Below are 24,077 nucleotides of genomic sequence, written 5' to 3' on the forward strand. Positions count from 1 at the left end.
GTTATCCTAAAGTGATGACAACCGATTTAGGGTGGTTATTGCAGCGGGGCTCACCTCTTCCCATTTCGAACAGAGAAGTTAAGCCCGCTTGCGCAGATGGTACTGCTAACCAGTGGGAGAGTATGACGCCGCCCTTCTTTTATAAAATCCTCAACATGTTTATGTTGGGGATTTTTTTTTGGAGTAAACTCAGAGTAATGAACTATAATGGTCAAGTTTTTGCATTATAATTTTAATCGCACAGTGCGTAGATGTTTGTAAAAAAAGACGTTAATTTGTATATTATTATTTAGAACAATAGATTATGGGAAATAATTTAAGGCGTAGACTTAAATGGGTAGGTTTAATTGGAGGTGGAGTAATAGTAGTTTTATTACTATTGATGTTTCTCTTGCCTAAAATTTATTCTGATGCTATCGATCAACAGGTACGTGTTTTACTTAAAGATAATGTAAAAGGGGATGTAGAATATGAAAAGATTGAGATTTCCTTTTATCGTAAATTTCCTTTCTTAACCGCTACAATGGATAAGCCTTCTTTACAGGGAGTTATTTTGGATTCAGCATTGGATGATAATTTATTTGAAGCAGAATCTATTAGTTTGGGAATAAATTTATTTGCTTTAGTACAGGGTAAATTAAACTTTGATAAAATTTACATTGATAAGCCTCTTGTATTTATTTATGTTAATGAGCAAGGTTTAGCCAATTATGATATTTTCTATGCTAGTGATTCTTTAGAACAAGACCAAGAAAAAGAGGATGAATTAGGTTTAAAGATCAATCGTCTTCAAATTAAAGATGCTGAAATTATTTATAATGATTTAGCTAGTGGACTTAGTTTTGTGGCCTCCGACTTTGATTATGTTGGAAGAGGAGATATGGATCAAGCGGTTTTTGATTTAAAGAGTGTGGCTCGTATTAACTCTTTCGATTTCAATTTTGAAGGAGTGCACTATATTAAGGAAAAACCAATCTTAGCTAAATTAGAAACTTTAGTTGATACAAAAAGTTTAACTTTTGGCTTTGAAAAAAACAGTATAAAAATCAAGGGTCTACCAGTAGATTTTAAAGGTCATTTTGGATTTATAGAATCAGGTTATGATATGCTTTTTGATGTTAAAACAGAGAAGGCTACTTTTGAAGAACTTCTTTCTGTTATTCCTCCAGAATATCAGCAATGGTTAGATAACACAGATATTTCAGGTCTTATTAGCGGTAAATTAGTTCTAGAAGGTAAATATGTTATTAGTGAAGGATTAAGTCCTAATTTAGACTTTAGCATGGTACTAGAAGATGGGTTTATACATAATAAGCAAGTAGATACTCCATTAGAAAAGTTAAATCTAGATATGCATTTCTCCATGCCTGGACTTAATATGAATAAGAATACTTTAGATATTAAAGCTCTTAATTTTGTTTTAGGGAAGAATAAATCAGATGTAGTTTGGAAAAGTACTGGACTTGATTCACTGTCTGTTGTATCTAAGATGGATATTAATATGGACCTAGGTTTATTTAATCACGCTGTGGGAATCAATGGTTTTCAAATGAAAGGTTTATTGGGTTTTACAGCAGATTTAGATGGAGTATTTCAAAGTCAAGATGTATATAGAAAGGTTCGCGGTAAAACAATACGCCATAAGAAGCTTTTAAGTGTTCCAAAGTTTGAGGTTAACACCTCTTTGAGTAATGGGTTTTTTAAATTCGCTTCGCTTCCTCAAGGTCTTAAGGGGATTAATTTCAAAATGAAAGCCCTTTCTAAAGATTCTAATTGGAGAAAAGCTTTTTTAGATATTAGTAGTCTAGAGCTTTTAGCTTTAGACAATGTTGTTCGTGGTAAATTCAAAGTAGACAATTTTATTGATTTTCCTGTAAATGGGGAATTAACAGCTAAAGTTGACTTGCTAAACTTAAAGGAGTTCATTCCTATCGAACACATGAATGTAGAAGGGCTTATCGATATTCATACAGATGTATCAGGAAACTTTTTACCTAAACAAAAAAAGTATCCGTTATTAAAAGCAGACATTAAAGTCTCTCAAGGTTATTTACAGTTAGCTAAAGTACCTGAATTGCCAATTGAGAATATCGATTTACACACAATTATTAATAGTGATACGGGTACTTTAAGTGGTATCAAAGTAGATATCGAACCTTTAGAGTTTAAGTTTGCAGGAGAAGAATTTAAGCTTTCTGCCAATCTATCCGATTTTACTAATTTAAATTATACCCTTAAATCCAAAGGTGTATTAAATATAGGAGACCTTTATAGAGTGTTTCCAATACCTGGTTTAGAAGTAACAGGCAAGGTTCAAACCAATTTATTTTTACAAGGTACCCAAGCAGATGTTAAGGCTGGAAATTTTGCCAATCTTAAGAACGCAGGGAAACTAAACGTAGAAGATATTGAGATAAAAAGTTCTTATCTACCAAAAACCTTTAGTATTAGCAGTGGGGTGTTTACCTTTTTTAGGGAGAAAATGAAGTTTGATAAGTTTAATGCTACTTATGGAAATTCTTCTTTTGACCTTAATGGTTATTTAACCAATGTGATTAGCTTCTTGACAAAGAAGGGTACTTTGCAAGGTAGCTTTAGCCTGAATACTCCCTTTTTAGACGTAGACGAGTTTATGTTAGTAACTTCTACGGATAAGAAAGAATTCACCTCTGAGCAGGAGCTAGAGGTTGCTATTAGTCAAGAAAAAATAGAAAAGGCTGTAATTCAAATTCCAAAGAACATGGAGTTAGAATTTAAGGCTGACGCAAAAAGAATAAAATACCTTACCTATGATATAAATGATTTTCAAGGAGACTTGAAATTTATGAAAGGGAAGGCTTTTTTAGAAGAAGCCGATTTTGAATTAATAGGGACTAAAGTACAAATGCAAGCTGCCTATGAACCTTTAAACTTAAGTTCAGCTATTTTCGATTATCATATTTCAGCTCAAGATTTTGATATTCAACGCGCCTATAAAGAAGTACCTTTGTTCAGAGAAATGGTTTCCATGGCAGAAAGTGCCTATGGTAAGGTTTCTTTGGATTACGCATTAAAAGGTAAGCTAAACAAAGATATGTATCCTATTTTACCAAGTATACAAGGTCAAGGTGTATTAGTATTAGAAGATATTCGTTTTAAAGGTTTTAAGTTACTAGGTGCCATAGCTGATAAGACGGATTCTAAAGCGATGGAAAAAGCTAATGTATCTCAGGTAGACATTTTCTCTAGCATAAGTAATAACGTGATTACTATAGATAGAACTAAAATGAAGATGGCAGGGTTTCGTCCAAGGTTTGAAGGACAGGTTAGCTTAGATGGTAAGATCAATATCGGATTACGTTTGGGACTACCCCCTTTGGGATTAGTTGGAATTCCAATGAAGATTACGGGTACTTCTGAAGATTTTGATATTAAATTAGGTAAGTATCGCCCAAGTGAAGTATTAGGTGGTTCTACTAAATATGATGAAGAAGATGAATTAGAAGATGAGATACAAGAAGAACTCGAGCATAGTGAGGAGAAAACCCAAGAAGAAATAGAACAATTAGCAGTATAGTATTGGTATTTATACCAATACTTTAAAGCAAGCACAAATCACAATGATATGGTAGTACAAACTAAATTTTCGCAAGAACAAATCGATCTATTACATAGTGAACTAGATAGAGAGAGCTTACGTGTGTTGCAAGCAAGCAATAATGCAGATCTTGCTATTTTGTCTCAAGTATGTAGTGAAGTTGACCCTTGTGATGACATGGTTAAATTATTAATAAAGCGACTTTATGCTACTGTTAGTGATCCTAAACGCCCAGGAGTTGGTATTGCTTCTCCTCAAATAGGCATTAGTAAGAGAGTGTTTTTAGCCCAAAGATTTGACAAAAAAGATAAGCCATTTGAGTTTTTTGTAAACCCTGAAATTACTTGGTATAGTACTGTACTACGTCTAGGAGAAGAGGGATGTTTGTCTATTGAAAATATCTATGAAAAAGTATATAGAAGTATGGCCATTGAGATAACCTATTTTGACTTAGAAGGTAAAAAATATAAGGAAATCATAGAGGGTTTTACTGCAGTTATCTTACAACATGAAATGGACCATTTAAATGGAATTTTATTTCCTTTAAGAGTAGAACAAGATAAAGATAAAGATATTATTGCCGCTAGTGAGCAAGATGAGTTGTTTTATTTCAAGGAAAATAGATTAAGTAGATAAAGCTTACTTAAAGAAATATATAAGGTACACTATAAAGATTATTATTTATAGTGTACTTTTTTTTTGCATTTTTTAATCAACTTTTAAATTGTAAATTTAAAGTTAAAAGCAAAAATATGGAATTCGATTACTTTGAGAAGATTCGCCAAATTAGAACGGGGATAAGGTTTTACAGTGAGCTACTTATTGAGGCTTCCTGGAATATGTGGAATATTAAAACACGTATAGGTATTTTTTTCTTTTGCTTGCTTTTTTCTTTAGCAGCTACCTATTTTTTAACTCCAGATGTATTTAGTGAGGCGCAAGAATATACGTTGTTCATTTTAATTTTTTCCATTTTACTTTGGGCCTCTGAAGCAATAGCTCCCTTTGCTGTTGGTATTATGATTATTGGTTTCTTGGTCTATACCATGGGAAATGCTCAAGGAGCTACGATTTCCTCGTCCGATATTTTTGATACTTGGTCCGATAGTGTTATTTGGATTTTTTTAGGAGGATTTTTCCTATCTGAAGGAATGCGTAAGACAAATTTAGATTTATCCTTGTTTAAAAAAACGATTTCTATTTTCGGCTCTAAGCCAAATACGCTGGTTTTAGGTATTATTATAGTTACATCCATCCTTTCCTTGATTATATCCAATACAGCCACTGCAGCTATGGTATTGGCTTCAGTAATGCCCTTGATCGAACGACAAGGAAAAGATTCTCTTATGTCAAAGGCAATTTTAGTAAGTATACCCGCTGCTGCAACATTTGCAGGAATGATCAGTATGGTCTCCTCACCTCCTAATCTTATAGTGGTTAATACCTTAAACAGTAAAGGCTTTAATATAGGTTTTAACGAGTGGTTTGTCTTAGGATTTTTACCAGCTACTTTATTATTGATACTTTTTTGGTTTGCAGTAGTTAAAAAGTATACCTCTAAAGTAAAAGGTTTAGATGTTTCCTTTGTCAATCAAGCCTTAGAATTAACTAAACCTATGCGTTTACAGCGCCTAATAGTTTTGACTATTCTTGTAGTGACAGTAGGTATGTGGATGTTTGGACATAGGTTAGATATTCCTACTGCAGGGGCAGCAATGGTTCCCATTATGTTTCTCCCTATGTTTGGTATAATTAAAGGTGAGGATGTTAGGAAGTTACCTTGGGATACCTTAATGTTAGTGGCAGGGGGATTAGCTTTAGGTTTAGCAATCAAAGAACTTCTAGCACCTTATTATTCCAGTTTTCTAGCAGGAATGGAATTTAATACCATTTGGCTGATGATTATATTTGCTTTAGTGACTGTACTTTTTTCCAATATTATGAGTAGTACAGCAACCGCAACAATTATTATTAATATTGCTGCTATTATTTTACCTGCTAATCAATTATTACCTGTGGGAATAGTTATTGGACTATGTTCTTCTTGTGGATTATTCTTACCTGTTTCTACTCCTCCTAATGCCATTGTTTATGGTACAGGTTTATTAAAGCAAAAGGATTTTATACTAGGAGGCTTTTTCGGCGCTATCGTAGGGACAATACTTATTATTCTTTGGGTGCTTTTTTTACAGTATTTTACTGATTTTTTCTCTAGTTTATAGCCTAAACACGATCTGGATAATCACTTATTATACCATCTACTTTTAGATTCTTAATATAAGAGATATCTTTTTTAGAGTTAACCGTATAGGCTAATACTTTTAAGTGGTGGTCTTGAATATATCTAACATTATCTTGGTTTAATGTTTTATAATGGGCATGGATTGCCTTTGCTTTTAACTCTTTTGCAATTGGTAGAGCTAAAATTGGATCTCCTTGGGTTAATACTGCCAAAGGAATGTTTTCTAGCATAGTGCTAAGTTGTTCTAATTGTAACCAATCAAAGCTGGAGATGATAAAGTTATTTGGTGTATATCCTTGTTTGAAGAAGTAGTCTAACAAACTACAGAGTTCTTTTAAAGAGTCTGTTGCCTTTATTTCTATATTTAGAATAGCTTTTTTATGGATAATCTCGATGACCTGTTGTAGGGTGGGAATTTTGTAATTATCTCCAAGGGTGAATTGTTGTAGTTGCTCCAAATTAAAATCAGATAGTAAAGCATCTTTACCTGTTAATCTATTTAAGTTAGAATCGTGATAAACTACTAATTTATTATCTGCTGTTTTATGAATATCAATTTCTATCATAGAACACTTTAGCTCTAAAGCTTTTTCAATTGACTCTATGGTATTCTCCATGATATAGCCTTTAGCTCCTCTATGTCCAACCCTAAGCATATTTTATATTGTAAATGTTATACCTTAAATATACTTTAATATTTTATACATAAAAAAAGCCGAATACAAAAAAGTATTCGGCTAGTATATATTTATTTTTCAGGTGTACCATATAGGTCAAACTCTGTAGCTTCATCGATTACGATATTTGCAAACTCACCTATTTTTAGATAATGTTTGCTTGCATCGATTAATACTTCATTATCTACATCTGGGCTATCAAACTCCGTTCTTCCAACAAAGTAGTTTCCTTCTTTTCTATCGATAATACAACGGAAAGTCTTACCTATTTTTTCTTGGTTTAACTCAAATGAAATTTGCGCTTGGATCTCCATAATTTCATTTGCTCTTTGTTGCTTCACTTCTTTAGGAACGTCATCCTCTAAAAGGAAAGCATGTGTATTTTCTTCATGAGAGTATGCAAAACAACCTAATCTTTCAAAACGCATTTCCTGTACCCAATCTTTTAAGATTTGGAAGTCTTCTTGTGTTTCTCCAGGGTAACCTACAATTAGCGTAGTACGAATTGCCATACCAGGAACAGCTTGTCTAAATTCTTTTAGAAGTTTTGTTGTCTTAGCTTGTGTAGTACCTCTACGCATTGATTTTAGAATGTTATCTGAAATATGCTGTAAAGGAATATCAATATAGTTACAGATCTTAGGCTCACGTTGCATTAACTCTAAAACATCCATAGGGAATCCTGTAGGGAAAGCATAATGAAGACGAATCCATTCGATTCCTTCTACTTTAGCTAAGTTTTCAAGTAATTCTGCTAAGTTTCTTTTTTTGTATAAATCTAAACCGTAGTAAGTTAAATCTTGGGCAATTAAGATTAATTCTTTAACACCATCTTTAGCTAAGTTCTGCGCTTCTTTAACCAACTTTTCAATTGGTTGTGATACGTGTTTACCTCTCATTAATGGAATTGCACAGAAACTACAAGGACGGTCACATCCTTCAGCAATTTTTAAATATGCATAGTTTTTAGGAGTAGTAGTTAAACGTTCTCCTAATAATTCGTGTTTGTAATCAGCTCCTAAAGCTTTTAAAAGATTAGGTAGATCTGTTGTTCCAAAAAACTGGTCAACATTTGGAATTTCTGTCTCTAAGTCTGGTTTGTAACGTTCCGACAAACATCCAGTTACAAAAACTTTATCTACAATTCCTTGCTCTTTTTTATCAACATATTCTAATATAGTATTTACAGATTCTGCTTTAGCATTATCAATAAAACCACAGGTGTTAATTACTACAATATTAGCCTCATCATTTTGAGCCTCATGTGTGACATCTTTCCCACTAGCTTTTAATTGTCCCATTAATACTTCACTGTCGTAAACATTTTTAGAACAACCTAGTGTAACTACGTTAATTTTATTCTTTTTTAAAGTTTTGGTTCTCATTTATTTAAAAAAATTGGAATGCAAAAGTACATCTTTTTAGTAACATACCCCAAGCTTTAATATAATTATAAGAACTCTAAATGTTATTCAAATCCTTTCTAATTAATAGCTTATAAAAATAAAAAAAGCAGAGAAGTTTACCTTTCTGCTTTTATATATGGTTAGAGTTTAAATATTCCACCAAATACGATGATTGTTTGACCAAACCAAAAGTTATGTTTTGCTTTATCGGCTTTACTAGCTGTTGTTCTAACATCGTACATATTGATGTATCCTCCTTTTAATTCTCCTTGTATAAAAAAGTGTTTTAGGAAAGTGATGTTTAAACCTGCTTTAGCAGAAAAACCTACCCCTGAAACATGGAACTCATCGTATCTTTCTTTACCCAGTAAGGTAGTGTTGGTTTTTGGAAACACAATACCTGTACCAACTCCTTCTGTTATATTAATCTGTACCACGTCTGTATTTCTAATTCCAAATAGTTTAGAAATATCATCTACTCGGTTTATTTCAATATTAACATAGTTCAGACCATCGGTATGTTCAAATTGTAAAAACTCTTCTGTAAGTAAAAGTTGATCTGGGTGCCCAGGAACTGTTTCTCCAAAGGTGTTATCTCCCATATTAGGGTAGTAACCTGTAAAGTTTACAATTTGATTTTGAGACATCACATACTTCATGTGATCTACTCCAAAGGAAATGTTGTATTTATCCGTGAAGAAATAACCAACCCTTAAGTTAGTTTGTGGAATGGTCATTCTAGCTGGGTTTATATAGTCTACATGCCAGCCTTTTGGTTTGTCATGTGCCCTTACGTCTTTTAAAGTGAAGTCATAGTCATCCCCTTTAAAACGAATATCAGAATTGGTAAAGTACCCTCTGTTTCCACCCCAATAAATGTAGAATTTACCTTTATTTGAAGCAGTATAACGCATTGGTGTTGTTACCATTTCTTGAGCCATAGCCATTGAGCTAATAAGTAAAGTAAATACAGTAAGTACTTTTAAAATATACTTCATATGATAATGGTTTTGTTTGAAACTTTATGAGGTGCAAATATAATATAAAAAAATCTCTTTATCGGTTTATCGGATAAAGAGATTTTTTTGTAAAATATTTTTGTTAATTTAGAAGATTTACTTCTAAAAATACATAGTATAAGTAAGATTTACGGTGTTTTCTTTTGTTTTTATTTTAGCATAATTATAAAGGTTATTTACCGTCATATCTACTAAACTGGTTTTATATTCTTGAGCGGAATGTCCATAAGCTAAATCAAGTCTAGATACTCCAAAGTCATAACCTAAACCAAAAGAGAAACTATTAAGGTCCCCTAGGTACTGAAAATCTTTATATGGACTTTGTACATAGCGGTATCCACCACGTAAACTAAATTGTTTTATTTTATATTCTGCACCAACGCGTACTTCACTAGAGCTGGTTAATGAGCTAGTTAAAGTTTGGTTGATATTTTGGTATAAAGGATCTTTAGTTGGGCTAAATTTATTTTTACTGTAGTCTACTAGAGTATAGTCTACGCTGATAAGTGCTCTTTTGAATAAAATGTAAGCTAAACTCGCTGTATATTTAGAGGGAGTTTTAAGTTTGTATTTATCATATACATTCACCAGGTTAGGATAAATTACCGAAGAAGTATCATTTGTAAAAGCTGTAACTATACCTTGGGACAACTCATCATGGAGGGTGAACCATGTTGGAGATTCATAGGCAAGTCCAGCTCTAAAATTATCCGTTACTTTTGCAATTGCTCCAATATTAAATGAAAATCCATTCCCATAAGTGTATAAATAGTTATCAAAACGTATAGATTCTGTACTTTGATTGATAGAAGTGTTCTGTATTGCGGCACTATTTTGGGTATAATCTACCGTGTGTAAGTTTACATTTGCTCCAACATAAAATCGCTGGCCTAATTGTCCAGCAAAGTTAGCACTGAAAAAACCTTTATTTCCACCGGTTTGAATTACTCTTCCTTGTTGATGGGGTAAGTTTTGATTGTAGTTAGCGCTATACAAACCATCTTGTCCATTCACAGGAGAGATTAATCCACTTTGATAGGCTAAAAATGCTTGCTGTGCAGCTAATCCTCCAAAATACCCCGCTTTATCATAACCTTGAGTAATGGAGTTAGATGAAATATAATCTAAAGGTACTTTATTAGAGTTGGCAACATCTAGAAAGTAGTCACCTATAGAATTTACATTTCCTGTACCATTAAATTTGATATTGTTTCTGTAGTTTTTAGTATTTTGGTAGTTAATCCCAATAGAAAACTTTCGAAGCAAGGAATTGTTGTTATTGCTATTGAACACAAATATCGCACCTAGTTGACCAATGTCAATGCCTGAGTATTTATCTGAGTCGTTATTTCCTAAATAGGTAGATTTATTGCTTTTGTCGTCAAAAAACATACTAAATGAAGCGGAATTAAAATTCGCTAAAGCACTTCCGGCAGGGTTAATTTGCAATGAGGATACATCTGCTCCAACTGCACCAAATGCTCCACTCATTGCTTTAAACCTTGCAGTACCATTTAAATCAGATTGGTTATAGCGCATTACATCATGTGCTGACATCTCTTGTGCTTGTATAACACTACAAGTAAGTAATAAACTAAAAAGAGTAATTATATTTTTTGTCATGAATTATATTTTAACATTAAAGCACTATCTTCTATATCCGCCTGAACCAGAGCTACTTCTTGAAGAGGAACTAGAGCTGCTTCTTGAAGGCATACTACTTGCTCTATTATAACTACTATTAGAAGTGCTAGGTCTATTATAGTTAGTATTACCACTCGGTCTATTGTATCCACTATTAGAACTACTCGGTCTATTGTATCCGGAATTACTACTCGGTCTAGTGTATCCAGAATTGCTACTCGGTCTAGTGTATCCAGAATTGCTACTCGGTCTAGTATATCCGGAATTGCTACTCGGTCTATTGTATCCACTATTAGAACTACTAGGTCTTGTATAAGTATTGTTTATACCACTTCCTGGTCTTTGATAGGTTCCACTAGAGCTACTCGATCTGGTGTATGGTCTGTAAGCAGGGGAGGAGGAATTATTTGTATATCCTGATCTACTATAATTATAGGTTCCTCTATTACCTGAAGGTCTTGTTGTAGGTACATAATAAGGACGGTGATAGTATGGGTATCCATAATATCCTCCATAATAACCAGGATATCCCCAGGAGAAACCAAATCCCCAAGATGGGCCATACCAAGGGTTATACCATGAATCATACATATATCCATAGCCATACCATGGGCTATACCAAGGATAACCATAATTTTGGTTATAATAGTTAATGCTTATTGAGTTAGGTTCACTCCCCCATGGTCCATAGGTAGTGGATGAAACAGTTTGAGAATTTGTTAAGCTATCTATGGTTGGAGTATAATAAGCGTTTACATCGGTAAAATATTCTAAATTATCCTGTAAATCAGTAAAATAACCGGAATAGAATTCAGCGTGATTATTTTGATCTACATTATTATTGTAGCCATAAGTACCATCGTCGTAGTAGGAAGTATTATGGTAGGAACCACATGAAACTGTAAAAGTTGCTATAGAGACTATCATTAGAATCTTGGTCCAATTGATCCTGTTTTTTACTTTTGTTTTCATTTCCGTGCTTTTTTAATTGTTGGTAAGAACAAATTTAGTTAGATTTGTCGTATTATTATAGTTAATTAAGAGTTAAACAATTTAACTGCTAATATATTAAAAATGAGCAAAAACATTACTAAAAGGAGTGAGGATTATTCCAAGTGGTACAATGAACTTGTAGTGAAGGCTGATTTAGCTGAAAACTCGGGTGTACGTGGATGTATGGTTATAAAACCTTATGGTTATGCCATATGGGAAAAAATGCAAGCAGAGCTTGATAAGAAATTTAAAGAAACAGGACATCAAAACGCTTATTTCCCCTTATTTATCCCTAAATCTTATTTTAGTAAAGAAGCTAGTCACGTAGATGGCTTCGCTAAAGAATGTGCAGTAGTTACACATTATAGATTAAAGACTTCTGAGGATGGTAAGAGTATTGAAGTGGATCCAGAGGCAAAATTAGAGGAAGAACTTATTGTTCGTCCAACTTCTGAAACTATTATTTGGGATACTTATAGAAAGTGGATTGAGTCTTACCGTGACTTGCCAATTTTGGTAAATCAATGGGCTAACGTTGTTCGTTGGGAGATGAGAACTAGATTGTTTTTAAGAACAGCTGAGTTCTTATGGCAAGAGGGGCATACAGCTCATGCAACTAAACAAGAGGCAATTGCAGAAGCAGAACAAATGCTAGATGTATATGCTGATTTTGCACAAGACTTTATGGCTATACCAGTTGTAAAAGGATATAAAACTGAGAATGAAAGATTCGCTGGAGCAATCGAAACATATTGTATTGAAGCTTTAATGCAAGATGGTAAAGCGCTTCAAGCTGGGACTTCTCACTTTTTAGGGCAAAACTTCGCAAAAGCTTTTGATGTAAAGTTTACAAGTCAAGAAGGAAAGCAAGAGTTTGTATGGGCTACTTCTTGGGGAGTAAGTACTCGTTTAATGGGAGCATTAATTATGACGCACTCGGATGATAACGGATTAGTATTACCTCCAAACTTAGCACCAATACAAGTTGTAATTGTACCAATTCATAAAACAGAGGAGCAATTAGAGCAAATCAAAGCAAAGGTTAAAGAAGTAACAGATAAATTTAAAAAATTAAATATTTCTTTTAAATTCGACGATCGTACTGGATTCAAACCAGGATGGAAGTTTGCAGAATATGAAATGAAAGGTGTACCTGTTCGTATTGCAATTGGACCAAAAGATTTAGAAAATGGAACTTTTGAAGTTGCAAGACGTGATAATCTAACTAAGGAGATTGTTGCGGAAGCTGCTTTAGTAGAACATATTCAAGATTTACTTGAAGATATTCAGAATAATTTATTTACTAAAGCTTTCGATTACCGTAAAGAACACACTACAGAGGTGGATACTTTCGAAGAATTTAAAGATGTTTTAGAAAATAAAACTGGATTTGTTTCTGCTCACTGGGATGGTACAATTGAGACAGAAGAGAAGATTAAAGAATTAACTAAAGCTACAATTCGTTGTATTCCAATCGATAGGAAATTGGAGCAAGGAGTTTGTATATATAGTGGTAAACCTTCTCAAGGTAGAGTACTATTTGCAAAAGCATATTAATTTAATTTTTTTTTGTTTTTCTCTTGCGGATATGAAAAAATATTGTAGTTTTGCATCCGCATTAGATAAACAAAAGGGTCCGTTCGTCTAGGGGTTAGGACGCCAGGTTTTCATCCTGGTAACAGGGGTTCGATTCCCCTACGGACTACAAAGCTTCGCATAAGCTTTTTTATAAAATGCACGGTCCGTTCGTCTAGGGGTTAGGACGCCAGGTTTTCATCCTGGTAACAGGGGTTCGATTCCCCTACGGACTACAAAGCTTCGCATAAGCTTATTATAAAATGCATGGTCCGTTCGTCTAGGGGTTAGGACGCCAGGTTTTCATCCTGGTAACAGGGGTTCGATTCCCCTACGGACTACAAAGCTTCGCATAAGCTTATTATAAAATGCACGGTCCGTTCGTCTAGGGGTTAGGACGCCAGGTTTTCATCCTGGTAACAGGGGTTCGATTCCCCTACGGACTACAAAGCTTCGCATAAGCTTATTATAAAATGCACGGTCCGTTCGTCTAGGGGTTAGGACGCCAGGTTTTCATCCTGGTAACAGGGGTTCGATTCCCCTACGGACTACAAAGCTTCGCATAAGCTTATTATAAAATGCACGGTCCGTTCGTCTAGGGGTTAGGACGCCAGGTTTTCATCCTGGTAACAGGGGTTCGATTCCCCTACGGACTACAAGAGAAAAATAGTATAGACTTAATAAAATATTTAAACGAAATGGCAAATCATAAGTCAGCTTTAAAAAGAATTAGAAGTAACGAAAAGAAAAGAGTATTAAACAGATATCAACACAAAACGACTCGTAATGCTATCAAAGCTTTACGTATGATCGAAGATAAAGTTGAAGCTGGAGAGAAATTAACTGTAGTAGTTTCAATGATTGATAAATTAGCTAAGAAGAATATCATTCATGCAAACAAAGCTTCTAACTTAAAATCAAAATTAACAAAACACGTTGCTACTTTATAATTAGTAGAAGTTTTAAGTTATCAAACAAAGAAAAGCCCTCAAATAATTGAGGGCTTTTTTTTGTAGATATTCAAAGATATAGATATAGTTGTGTAACTGTGAGTATGTAAAAGCTTATCGTGTACTTTAAGATAGGTTATGCTTTAAATCACTTCGTTTTTAGATACTTAATACAAAGAAGTGTTATTTAATCGTTTTGCTTTTAGGGTTAATGATTTGTCCTTATTATTTATTTTTTACATATAGTTTGTTGAATGTAGTTGTTTTTGAGATTATCTAAATAGAATGTATAAATTTGATTAATTAATCCTAAGTCTTATTAAAAAAGTTATTGAAAGGATATTTTGTAAAATTAAATTTAAAGTTTTGATAAAAAGTAGTACATTTGCACAACGAAAGTTGTGTCTTTTTTTAATCTAGTTGAAAGCTGATTTTTTCTAGAGATAGACATGATATAAAGTTTTTAAAAAGAATATTGTATAAACAATACTTATATGACAACAATTAGGAATATTGCTATTATTGCACACGTTGACCACGGTAAAACTACTATGGTTGATAAGATTTTACACCACTGTCAATCTTTTCGTGAGAACGAAAGTACAGGAGAGTTGATTTTGGATAATGAGGATATCGAAAGAGAAAGAGGTATTACAATTACTTCTAAGAACGTTTCGGTAGAATATAAAGGGACGAAAATCAATATTATTGATACTCCTGGTCACGCGGATTTCGGTGGAGAAGTAGAGCGTGTTTTGAACATGGCTGATGGTGTTCTTTTAATTGTGGATGCTTTTGAAGGACCAATGCCTCAGACTCGTTTCGTACTTCAAAAAGCAATTGATTTAGGGTTAAAACCTTGTGTTGTTGTAAATAAAGTCGATAAAGAAAACTGTACACCTGAAGAAGTTCATGAGAAAGTTTTTGACTTAATGTTCGAACTAGGTGCAGAAGAGTGGCAAATGGATTTCCCAGCTGTTTATGGATCTGCTAAGAACAATTGGATGTCTACAGATTATAAGCAACCTACGGATTCTTTCGAGCCATTATTAGACATGGTTCTTGAGCATATCCCAGCTGCTAAAGTAAACGAAGGAACTCCTCAAATGTTAATTACTTCTTTAGACTATTCTACATTTACAGGACGTATTGCTATTGGGCGTTTACAACGTGGTGTTTTAAAAGAAGGTATGAATATATCTTTAATTAAACGCGATGGTAGTATTGTAAAGAGTAAAATTAAAGAAGTTCATACTTTTGAAGGTTTAGGACGTAAGAAAGTAAAAGAAGTTCACGCTGGTGATATTTGTGCTGTAGTTGGAATCGAAGGATTCGAAATTGGAGATGTTATTGCTGATTTTGAAAATCCAGAGGCTTTACCTACTATTACAATTGATGAGCCAACAATGAGTATGTTATTTACAATTAATGACTCTCCATTCTTTGGTAAAGAAGGTAAATTTGTTACTTCTAGACACGTTAAAGAACGTTTAAATAAAGAATTAGAGAAAAACTTAGCTTTACGCGTTAAAGAAACGGATAGTGCGGATAAATTCATGGTTTTCGGACGTGGAGTTTTACACTTATCAGTTTTAATTGAAACAATGAGACGTGAAGGATATGAGTTACAAATTGGACAACCACAAGTAATTATCAAGGAAATTGATGGTGTTAAATGTGAACCAATTGAAGAGCTTACAATTGATATCCCTGAAAACTTATCTGGTAGAGCTGTAGAATACGTTTCTTTGAAAAAAGGAGAGATGACTTCAATGGAGCCAAGAGGAGAGAGAATGATCATTAAATTTTTAATTCCTTCAAGAGGTATTATTGGTTTAAGAAATCAACTTTTAACTGCAACTGCAGGTGAGGCTATCATGTCACATAGATTCTTGGAGTACCAACCATTCAAAGGGGAAATTGCAGGACGTCAAAATGGTTCTTTAATTTCTATGGAAAATGGTAAGGCGATTCCTTATTCTATTGATAAATTACAAGATCGTGGTAAATTCTTTGTTGATCCAAACGAAGATATTTATGAAGGACAAGTAATTGGAGAAAACTCAAGAGGAGACGATATGACAGTAAACGTTACTAAAACTAAGAAGTTAACCAACGTTCGTGCTTCTGGTACAGATGACAAAGCGCGTATTGTTCCTGCTATCAAGTTCTCTTTAGAAGAAGCTTTAGAATACATTCAAAAGGATGAATACTGTGAGGTAACACCTAAGAGTCTACGTTTAAGAAAAATCTACTTAAAAGAGACAGATCGTAAGCGTAATAAAATAAACTAGTAATAGTACAAGAAAAAGGGTTGACTAATATAGTCAGCCCTTTTTTATTATATATCATTTGTAAGTACAGGCATAGGGATAATAATATTTTGATTTTCAATAGTAGGTATTTCGAGCAAAAAGAATTTTAATAATTTTTTGATAAAGCGAGATTTCTTACCTATTTAGGAGGGATTTCTACTATTTTTTACTTGTAGGTAGGTTTATAGAAATTGTGAAAAATAGAATAAATTTTAAAATAAAACAGCCTTAATCGGATAATTTATCTAGAAGTTATGCACTAAAGAGTTGTATAGAACAGTAGATTTTAATAGTTTGATAATTTTATTTTATTTTATAATAAGTCCAAAATATTATTAAATTTGTAATAAGAAATAGAAATCACAACCTTAGGTTATAAATATGGCAAAGTTCGAATTGAAATTACCCAAGATGGGTGAGAGTGTTGCTGAGGCAACAATTACAAATTGGTTGAAAAATGTAGGAGATGTTGTAGAGGCGGATGAGACTGTATTAGAGATAGCAACAGATAAAGTGGATAGTGAAGTTCCAAGTGAGGTAGCGGGTACTATTGTAGAAATTTTATTTCAAGTAGACGACGTAGTTCAAGTTGGGCAAACTATTGCAATAATTGAAACACAAGGTGGAGAGCCAGCTAACGCTAGTTCAGCGGGATCTGATGTTGTACAAGCAAGTGTTCAAATAGAAAAAAGTGTTGCTGCTGCTCAAGAATCAGTAAAAGAAATCTCTTTTTGTGATTCAGATAAATTCTATTCTCCATTAGTGAAAAATATTGCTAAGCAAGAAGGACTTTCTTTGGAAGAATTAGAAGCTATTAAGGGTAGTGGTAAAGATGGAAGAATTACTAAGTCAGATATCCTTACTTATATTAAAGATAAATCAAGTGCACCTGTAGCTACACAAAAAGTAGAGCAAGCAGCAGTAGCGGCTACTCCAGCTGTAAAAGCAGCTCCGGTTGCGAAGGCAGCTCCAGTTTCTGTGAATGGTCAAGATGAAATTATTGAAATGGATCGTATGCGTAAGCTTATTGCTCACCACATGGTTCAATCTATTCAGACCTCTGCTCACGTTCAATCTTTTATTGAAGTAGACGTTACTAATATTGTAAATTGGAGAAATAAACATAAAAATGCTTTTGAAAAAAGAGAAGGAGAGAAATTAACTTTTACTCCAATTTTTATGGAAGCAATTGCAAAAGCATTGAAAGAATTCCCAATGATGAATATTTCAGTAGAAGGAGATTATATCATCAAGAGAAAGAACATTAATTTAGGAATGGCCGCGGCTTTACCAAACGGTAACTTAATTGTTCCTGTTATAAAAAATGCAGATCAATTAAACTTAGTAGGAATGGCTAAAGCTGTAAATGATTTAGCAGTTCGTTCTCGTAGTGGTAAATTAAAACCAGATGATACTCAAGGAGGAACTTATACAGTGACTAACGTGGGTACTTTTGGAAGTGTGTTTGGTACACCAATCTTAAATCAACCACAAGTAGGTATTTTAGCTTTAGGAGCTATTCGTAAAGTGCCTGCAGTAATCGAAACACCAGAAGGAGACTTTATTGGTATTCGTCAAAAAATGTTCTTATCTCACAGCTACGATCACAGAGTAGTAGATGGTGCTTTAGGAGGACAATTCGTACAAAGAGTTGCTCAAATTCTAGAAGCTTGGGATATTACAAGAGAAGTGTAATCAAGATAGATTTTATACAACATTATAAAGAGCCAAAGGAATACTTTGGCTCTTTTTTTTTGGTATATATTAGCTAATATAAACTTTAATATGAAAATAGTTTTAAACTGGAGTACAGGTAAGGATGCAGCTTATGCTTTATATGAATTAAACAAAGATCCACAGAATCAAGTAGTGAAATTACTCACTACCATAAGCTTAGAGCACCAAAGGGTTTCTATGCATGGAATAAGTGTTGAAGTTTTAAATCGACAAGTAAGTAATCTAGGATTGCCATTAGAGATTTGTTCTATTTCTAGTTCCATCACCATGGAGGAGTATGAACAAAAAATGACAAATACTTTGATGGAAATGACACGCCAAGGTATTTACCATAGTGCTTATGGAGATATTCTTTTGGAGGATCTAAAAGTGTTTCGAGAACAACAACTAGAGAAAGTTAACATGAAAGGAATTTTTCCAAATTGGAAAAAAGATACTAGACAATTACTTATAGAGATGATTGAATCTGGAGTCAAGACAATGGTTATTTGTGTTAACGAAGCTTATTTAGATAAAAGTTTTTTAGGTAGAGTAATTGATATGCAATTTTTAGAAGATCTACCTAGTAATGTGGATCCTTGTGGTGAAAATGGGGAATACCATAGTTTTGTTTTTGATGGACCTATGTTTGTTAAACCTGTCGACTATCAAGTTGGTCAAGCTATTTATAAGCAATATCCAAAGCCTGAAAGTGAATCTAGTTCATCGGAGCAAAACTATGGTTTTTGGTTCTTAGAAATTTTATAAGCCTTTATTATTCTGCTTGAAATTTTGTGCTAAGTAAAGTAGGCACAGGAGTAACTTTGTTAGTAGCATAATCAAAAGTAACCATACCTGTTTTTACCTTTGCAATAGTTTTATCTTTACATGATACTAAATAAAACAGGTCAAAACTTACTTTGGTGAAATTATCTGCGGCAATTTCAAAGGTTAATATATCATTGAAGAAAGCTTGATTTTTATATTCTATGGCAAGATCAGCCATAATTAAGCCTACTTTTTCGCAATCTAGTTCTGTATAATTAAAGGAGTCTAGAAAAAGAACTCTTGCTTGATGAATTAGCGAAACTAATTTATCATTCCCTAAGTGGTTACCATAATTGAGATCTGTGATTCTAACTGGTATCTGTGTGCTAAAAATATAGTTTTTAGGCATTGTTAGTTTTACTCTGGACATATGTTTTATTTTATAGATTACAAACAAAAGACTTTTTTTAACTACTACAAAGCATAGTGTACTGATAATAGCATGTTTCTACCCATTTGTGGCAAATGGTTCCAATTGGCATAGGTGGTGTAGTAAGTGTCAAGTAAATTAGAAATACTTAAAGTTAATTTGAGTTGTTGATTGTAGTTTTGAAAAGGTAAGATTAATGTAGATTGTAGGTTAATTATTCCAAAGCTAGGTACTGCAGTTTCTCCATAATAGGTAGCAGCTTTACTTTGCTTACCATTCACTACTACTTCTAATGTATTATAGAGTCTTTGGGTATTATAATGTAGATTTAATTTGTATTGTAAAGGACTAATAAAGGGTAAGTTATTGCCATTATTATCCTTAGCTAAATAATAAGAGAGCTCGGATAATACCTTCCATTTTGCAGTAATTAGGTATTGAGTATGTAAGTGAAATTGATTTTGTAAAGCATAGGATAGATTATCGTACTTTTTGACTCCTATTGCTCCAATAGTCATGGGCCTTAAATTAGGCTGGATTACTCCGATAATATAATTTTTCAGATAGAAGTTTTCCGCTGAAATTCTTGTTTTGAAGTATGCAGACTTCCATTCAATATGACCTGAAAATTGGAAGTTCCACTCTTTTTTTAGAAATGGATTTCCTAAGTAATCGTAGTTTTGATGACTATTAAAGATATAATAACCATAACTCTCTGATGCAGAAAACTCTCTAGAAGCAAAAGTAAGATTTGCTCCAAAATTAAAGTTACCTTTTGGTTTATAATGATAGGAAAAAGAAAGGTTACTAAAGTAGTCTGTTCGGCTTTTGCTCATAAGAGGATAGAATATTTTTAAACTCTCTAAAGCATCTTTGTTATATACTCCTTGCTTATTAAGGTATACTCCTGCACTTAGATTTAAGTATTTGTTATGGGATACTCTCCATGTGTCTTTTATATTAATTGCTATATTTTGTTGTTCAATATCCCCCCAAGTATACATAAACATTGGTTTATTCATTGGATCATTTGGATACATTACCATGCTAGCTTGGGATAAGTTTTCAAAAGCGGAGATGGATACTTGCGAGCTGTGGTTTTTCCATTTTTCTATATCTAAAGTAGATAGTATACCTACTGTAGTACTTTTACCAGGCATATCCATTCGTATTGCTACTTCTTTTCTTTTGGAGTCATCCATGGTATGTGAAATTGTGTTATAATACAGTTTAGTTTGCCAATTTTTAAGCTTTTGAGAAAGTTTTGTATTGTAGGTCAAAGATCCAATGAAAGCTTGTGCTAAGGAAACATCCATAGGTAAGGCTGGATATCCAACGTCTTGAGCTCTATCCCATATGAAATTAGATTCTATTGTTTTGTTCTCTGAGATGGTATAGGCAACTTTTGTAGAGGCATTGTATTTTTCAAACTGTGAGTTTTCTATTTCAACATTATGGCCGGCTTTATAGTTTCCGGCTTTTTTATAAGAGAAGGTGGAATAGGTTTTAATTTTCTTAGCAGAAGTACTCCAACTAACCCCAATGTTTTTTTGTTGGTTATTACTTTGGTAATTACCAAAAAGGTCCATTGCGAAAGGTTTACTTTGCAAGGTGTCAATTATTTTGGTTTGCAGATCTATTGTTCCGGCAAAACTGGAATTAACTCCACTACCTTCACCATTGGTTGATATAGCGATAGCTTCAAGGTTAGGTACTTCCACATAGGAGGTCACGGGATCCATATTATCTGTACATGCTTTAAAAATACGCATTTGATCTATAGTAGTGGTGATTCGGGAATCTCCCATATTATTAATCATTGGCTCCCAAGCATAAGCTCCTCTTTTTATTAAAGTTACATCAGAATCCTGGGCAAGTGCCTGGTCTATACTTATAATGGGAGTTGTTGTCTTTTTACTGTTTAGTTCTATGGTTGTTAAAACTTGGTTGAAAATAATTGTATCGGATTTAATTTGAGCCTTGATAGGATACAGGCTCCATATTAAAAGTATAAATAAGGTTGTTGTTCTTTCCATTTTGGCATAATAATATTGGCCCGCTAAAAGAATCTAGGGGCCAAATTAATTGTAAAGCTTTTGAATTGTTTAAAATTCTACTTCTAAATAAAGAGTACTATTTGTATTTTCTTTTACTGGAAAACCTGCTATTGTTTGATTTTCAGAGTCCTGTATTATAAGGTTGATTAACCAATATCCTGACATAGTAAATGGTATGCTTCCAGGGTATAGTTTAGAAACTGGATTAAAATAAAGGTTTTTAATCTCATGATTTACTCCGTGATTTCCCATATCAGGCATTCTGGGGTCAAGGGAAATAGTCAGTCCTGGAACTTGTTTGTAGTTCTGACCATGATCGGTAGAGTTAAATATCGCTATTTGTAAATTATTTTCACCAATTTTAGGTTGAGTTGGTTCTATAAGTCCTACATAATACGTTGTGTTTTGATAAGAAAATGAAGTTAAGTTTTTCTTTTTTATACTACTTAAAGGATCCGCAAACAGTGGAATTTCTACGCTTTTAGTAGTGTTTTTATCTAGAAATGTAAGGGTTAAAGTCCAAAAATTTTGCCCAGGTTCGTTCCCTGGCATTGTAAAGAGTAGTTCTCCATGGTATAGCCCTGGAGTTTTTGGGTCTTTTCTAGGGTCAGTTGCAGGTGCGGAATGTGTCATTGTTTGCATAGTGGAATGTCCACTGCTCATATGCATAGTTAGATGCCATTTTAAATCCTTTATAAGAATAGGAGTCTGATGGTCTTTTGAATGAATCTGTAAACTAATAGAATTAGTATAAGGAGCCCATAAATTACTTTGTTGACTATATAAATTAAAGGTATAGTCATCTTGAGTTAAGGTACTTATTAAGTTTTTTTTATTGAATGGGTCATCCAAAGATGAGTCTTCCGTATTGGTAGAACAACTAGCTACTAAAATAAAGATAGGAAGTAGCACAAGGAAATTAAATATTTTTTTCATTGGAATTAAATTATTTTTAAAAAAAAGACATAGGAATGCCTCCACATCTTAAAAAAGTGTAGAAAGCGAATTGACTAAAAAATAATTTAAACTAAAGGTGGTTTTTTTTCCTTGAAATTGGGTAAGAAACTATATAAATCTAAATACCAATCCCCGTGTTGAGGTTGAGTTGCAATATGAAGTTTATCTTGCGATTTATAAGTTTGATTTTCAAAAAACAAAATTTCATAATGTAATTGGAAAGTTTTCTTAGCTGCGAAAGGATTTTCGCTCTGAGCGGTTTTTGCTAGTTCATTTTTAAGATGACAAGTACCATTACATTGAAGTTCAGGAAGATTTTTATTGATACAAAGTTCTTGTATAGCGTCATAGTTAATCACAAAGTCCAATACTGGGAATATTGGTTTTGCGAAAAACAAAATCACTATAAAGAATAAAACCTTTTGCATGCTGCAAATATAAGCAAGGTTTTTAAATTCCATACTTTAAAATGTAAGTTTTATTCATCGTCGTTTTTTAAGTAAAAAATAAGAAAAAAATCACCTAGAAGTTGGTTTTACTCGTTTATAAAAAATTGTTTTTTCTATTGAAATTGACAATTAATAGCAGTTTTTAGTCTAAATTTTCAAAAGAACGTTAATTTAATTAAGAGTTTAGTAGAATAAAGTATAGAATGTTATAATAATTAATAATTATTTATCCAAAATCTTGGAATACAGCCTTAAAAGGATACTAAATGTTAATGAATTAATGTAAAATTGCGGTATTTGTAATTAGCATGTGTTATATTGTGTAATTGCTTAGTTTAAATGTTGTTTTATTGCGTATTTGTTCTTGTTTTTAAGAAATTAGTATATTCTTTATTTTATGTAGTAAACCTGGTTTTTATCGTGTTTTTTATCTTAAAATTTTGTGTAATATTTAAAAATAACAATGAGTAATTTTGTTTTAAATTAAATAATTAGTGATTTTGCTTTAATTTGCTATTATCTAAGGCGATTATTTGTTATAGTCGAAATTATTAATCTATATGTGAATGATTATTAATGTTTTAGTATCTTAGTATGGAAGAAAAAAATAAAATTTGTTGTTTATGAAAGCAAAAGTACAGTACAATGACTTCGTAGGAAGTGTGGCAGCTGATATCTCAGATAGTATAGCTGCGAAAAAAGGAAATTACATTAGCAGTATTGGAGAATACTTTAATGTAAATCAAGAGAAATATAAAGTTGTAGGAGTTTCCTTATCAGGAATACACAACTTTGAGATTACTTTATTTTGTATAGATAAAGAAAAGAGTTCACCTGAAAAAGAGCATGTAGTTAATATGCTTTTAGAGCTTGACCAAGACGGGCAAAAGCAATTATTAGATTTATTGTTTAAGAGATTAAATTTTGTCTTATTTGATGCAGGACAAGAAAAGTATTCTAATAAGTCATGTGATGAGGTTGTAAACTTCTATGATGTACATGTACTTGAGCATCATGACTTCTAAGAATCAATTAAAAAAAGTTATATTAAGGGGCTGTCTCAAATGAGATAGCCTCTTTTTTGTACTTTTAAGTAAAAAACACCATTATAATTATTTGAATTTCAATCTAATATACTTAAATTAGTATAAGTAATTCAAGTAAATATGGCAAAACAAGCACCACGTTATAGACTTTACGATCAGAATCAAATGAGTTTGATTCCTCATTCTTTGGAAGATTTCATTCCTGCCTTGCATCCAGTACGCATTGTAAATAAGGTTATCGATGAATTGGACTTAA

General features: G+C 32.9%; 18 protein-coding genes, 6 tRNA genes and 1 rRNA gene. 16 read left to right on the forward strand and 9 right to left on the reverse strand.

Features of this window, described 5'->3' with window-relative positions; all coding sequences use genetic code 11:
* Positions 1-27: 27 nt before the first annotated feature.
* From rrf to ACYSNX_RS10775, 4 genes are all read left to right on the forward strand, one after another.
* Positions 28-137 (forward strand): 5S ribosomal RNA (rrf, locus tag ACYSNX_RS10760).
* Positions 138-304: 167 nt separating this feature from the next.
* On the forward strand, positions 305-3,556 hold the full coding sequence (locus ACYSNX_RS10765) for an AsmA-like C-terminal region-containing protein (RefSeq protein ID WP_461754681.1): 3,252 nt from the start codon (positions 305-307) through the stop codon (positions 3,554-3,556).
* Between the two features lie 48 nt (positions 3,557-3,604).
* Positions 3,605-4,213, forward strand: coding sequence for a peptide deformylase (gene def / locus ACYSNX_RS10770; protein ID WP_461754682.1), 609 nt, complete (start codon positions 3,605-3,607; stop codon positions 4,211-4,213).
* Positions 4,214-4,329: 116 nt separating this feature from the next.
* Positions 4,330-5,799, forward strand: a complete 1,470-nt coding sequence (locus ACYSNX_RS10775; protein ID WP_461754683.1) for an SLC13 family permease — start codon at positions 4,330-4,332, stop codon at positions 5,797-5,799.
* Between the two features lies 1 nt (position 5,800).
* Here the strand turns inward: ACYSNX_RS10775 and ACYSNX_RS10780 are convergent, their stop codons facing one another.
* From ACYSNX_RS10780 to ACYSNX_RS10800, 5 genes are all read right to left on the reverse strand, one after another.
* A complete protein-coding gene (locus ACYSNX_RS10780; protein WP_461754684.1) occupies positions 5,801-6,475 on the reverse strand; it encodes a glycerophosphodiester phosphodiesterase in 675 nt (224 codons plus the stop codon).
* Positions 6,476-6,567: 92 nt separating this feature from the next.
* Entirely contained in the window at positions 6,568-7,881 is a 1,314-nt protein-coding gene (rimO, locus tag ACYSNX_RS10785) for a 30S ribosomal protein S12 methylthiotransferase RimO (RefSeq protein WP_461754685.1), read from the reverse strand.
* Between the two features lie 161 nt (positions 7,882-8,042).
* Entirely contained in the window at positions 8,043-8,900 is an 858-nt protein-coding gene (locus ACYSNX_RS10790; RefSeq protein WP_461754686.1) for a hypothetical protein, read from the reverse strand.
* 123 nt (positions 8,901-9,023) lie between these two features.
* Positions 9,024-10,544, reverse strand: coding sequence for an OmpP1/FadL family transporter (locus ACYSNX_RS10795; RefSeq protein ID WP_461754687.1), 1,521 nt, complete (start codon positions 10,542-10,544; stop codon positions 9,024-9,026).
* 24 nt (positions 10,545-10,568) lie between these two features.
* Complete coding sequence (locus ACYSNX_RS10800) at positions 10,569-11,537, reverse strand: hypothetical protein (RefSeq protein ID WP_461754688.1); 969 nt, start codon at positions 11,535-11,537, stop codon at positions 10,569-10,571.
* Positions 11,538-11,639: 102 nt separating this feature from the next.
* Between ACYSNX_RS10800 and proS the strand changes: the two genes are divergently transcribed.
* The 11 genes from proS (at position 11,640) to ACYSNX_RS10855 (ending at position 18,882) form a co-directional block, all read left to right on the forward strand.
* Positions 11,640-13,115, forward strand: coding sequence for a proline--tRNA ligase (gene proS, locus ACYSNX_RS10805; RefSeq protein WP_461754689.1), 1,476 nt, complete (start codon positions 11,640-11,642; stop codon positions 13,113-13,115).
* A gap of 76 nt (positions 13,116-13,191) precedes the next feature.
* Positions 13,192-13,263 (forward strand) — tRNA-Glu (locus ACYSNX_RS10810).
* A 34-nt stretch (positions 13,264-13,297) separates the two neighbouring features.
* Positions 13,298-13,369, forward strand: a tRNA-Glu gene (locus ACYSNX_RS10815).
* A 33-nt stretch (positions 13,370-13,402) separates the two neighbouring features.
* Positions 13,403-13,474 (forward strand) — tRNA-Glu (locus ACYSNX_RS10820).
* Between the two features lie 33 nt (positions 13,475-13,507).
* A tRNA-Glu gene (locus ACYSNX_RS10825) sits at positions 13,508-13,579 on the forward strand.
* 33 nt (positions 13,580-13,612) lie between these two features.
* Positions 13,613-13,684, forward strand: a tRNA-Glu gene (locus ACYSNX_RS10830).
* Positions 13,685-13,717: 33 nt separating this feature from the next.
* Positions 13,718-13,789, forward strand: a tRNA-Glu gene (locus ACYSNX_RS10835).
* Between the two features lie 42 nt (positions 13,790-13,831).
* The gene (rpsT, locus tag ACYSNX_RS10840) at positions 13,832-14,083 is read left to right on the forward strand and encodes a 30S ribosomal protein S20 (RefSeq protein ID WP_461754690.1); all 252 of its coding nucleotides are present in this window, start codon (positions 13,832-13,834) and stop codon (positions 14,081-14,083) included.
* A 494-nt stretch (positions 14,084-14,577) separates the two neighbouring features.
* Complete coding sequence (gene typA, locus ACYSNX_RS10845; RefSeq protein WP_461754691.1) at positions 14,578-16,377, forward strand: translational GTPase TypA; 1,800 nt, start codon at positions 14,578-14,580, stop codon at positions 16,375-16,377.
* 402 nt (positions 16,378-16,779) lie between these two features.
* Positions 16,780-18,093 (forward strand): dihydrolipoamide acetyltransferase family protein, encoded by a 1,314-nt coding sequence (locus ACYSNX_RS10850; protein ID WP_461754692.1) that lies wholly within the window; start codon positions 16,780-16,782, stop codon positions 18,091-18,093.
* Positions 18,094-18,183: 90 nt separating this feature from the next.
* Positions 18,184-18,882, forward strand: a complete 699-nt coding sequence (locus tag ACYSNX_RS10855) for a Dph6-related ATP pyrophosphatase (RefSeq protein ID WP_461754693.1) — start codon at positions 18,184-18,186, stop codon at positions 18,880-18,882.
* A 7-nt stretch (positions 18,883-18,889) separates the two neighbouring features.
* On the opposite strand, the gene ACYSNX_RS10860 is transcribed toward ACYSNX_RS10855, so the two are convergent.
* The 4 genes from ACYSNX_RS10860 to ACYSNX_RS10875 all read right to left on the reverse strand — a co-directional run bounded on the left by ACYSNX_RS10860 (position 18,890) and on the right by ACYSNX_RS10875 (position 22,787).
* Positions 18,890-19,312, reverse strand: coding sequence for an acyl-CoA thioesterase (locus tag ACYSNX_RS10860; RefSeq protein ID WP_461754694.1), 423 nt, complete (start codon positions 19,310-19,312; stop codon positions 18,890-18,892).
* A 44-nt stretch (positions 19,313-19,356) separates the two neighbouring features.
* The gene (locus ACYSNX_RS10865) at positions 19,357-21,348 is read right to left on the reverse strand and encodes a TonB-dependent receptor (protein WP_461754695.1); all 1,992 of its coding nucleotides are present in this window, start codon (positions 21,346-21,348) and stop codon (positions 19,357-19,359) included.
* A 69-nt stretch (positions 21,349-21,417) separates the two neighbouring features.
* Complete coding sequence (locus ACYSNX_RS10870; protein WP_461754696.1) at positions 21,418-22,305, reverse strand: hypothetical protein; 888 nt, start codon at positions 22,303-22,305, stop codon at positions 21,418-21,420.
* 86 nt (positions 22,306-22,391) lie between these two features.
* A complete protein-coding gene (locus ACYSNX_RS10875; RefSeq protein ID WP_461754697.1) occupies positions 22,392-22,787 on the reverse strand; it encodes a hypothetical protein in 396 nt (131 codons plus the stop codon).
* A 611-nt stretch (positions 22,788-23,398) separates the two neighbouring features.
* Between ACYSNX_RS10875 and ACYSNX_RS10880 the strand changes: the two genes are divergently transcribed.
* A complete protein-coding gene (locus tag ACYSNX_RS10880) occupies positions 23,399-23,800 on the forward strand; it encodes a hypothetical protein (RefSeq protein WP_461754698.1) in 402 nt (133 codons plus the stop codon).
* The last annotated feature ends 277 nt before the right edge of the window (positions 23,801-24,077 follow it).

This window comes from Myroides sp. LJL115, from assembly GCF_054871665.1.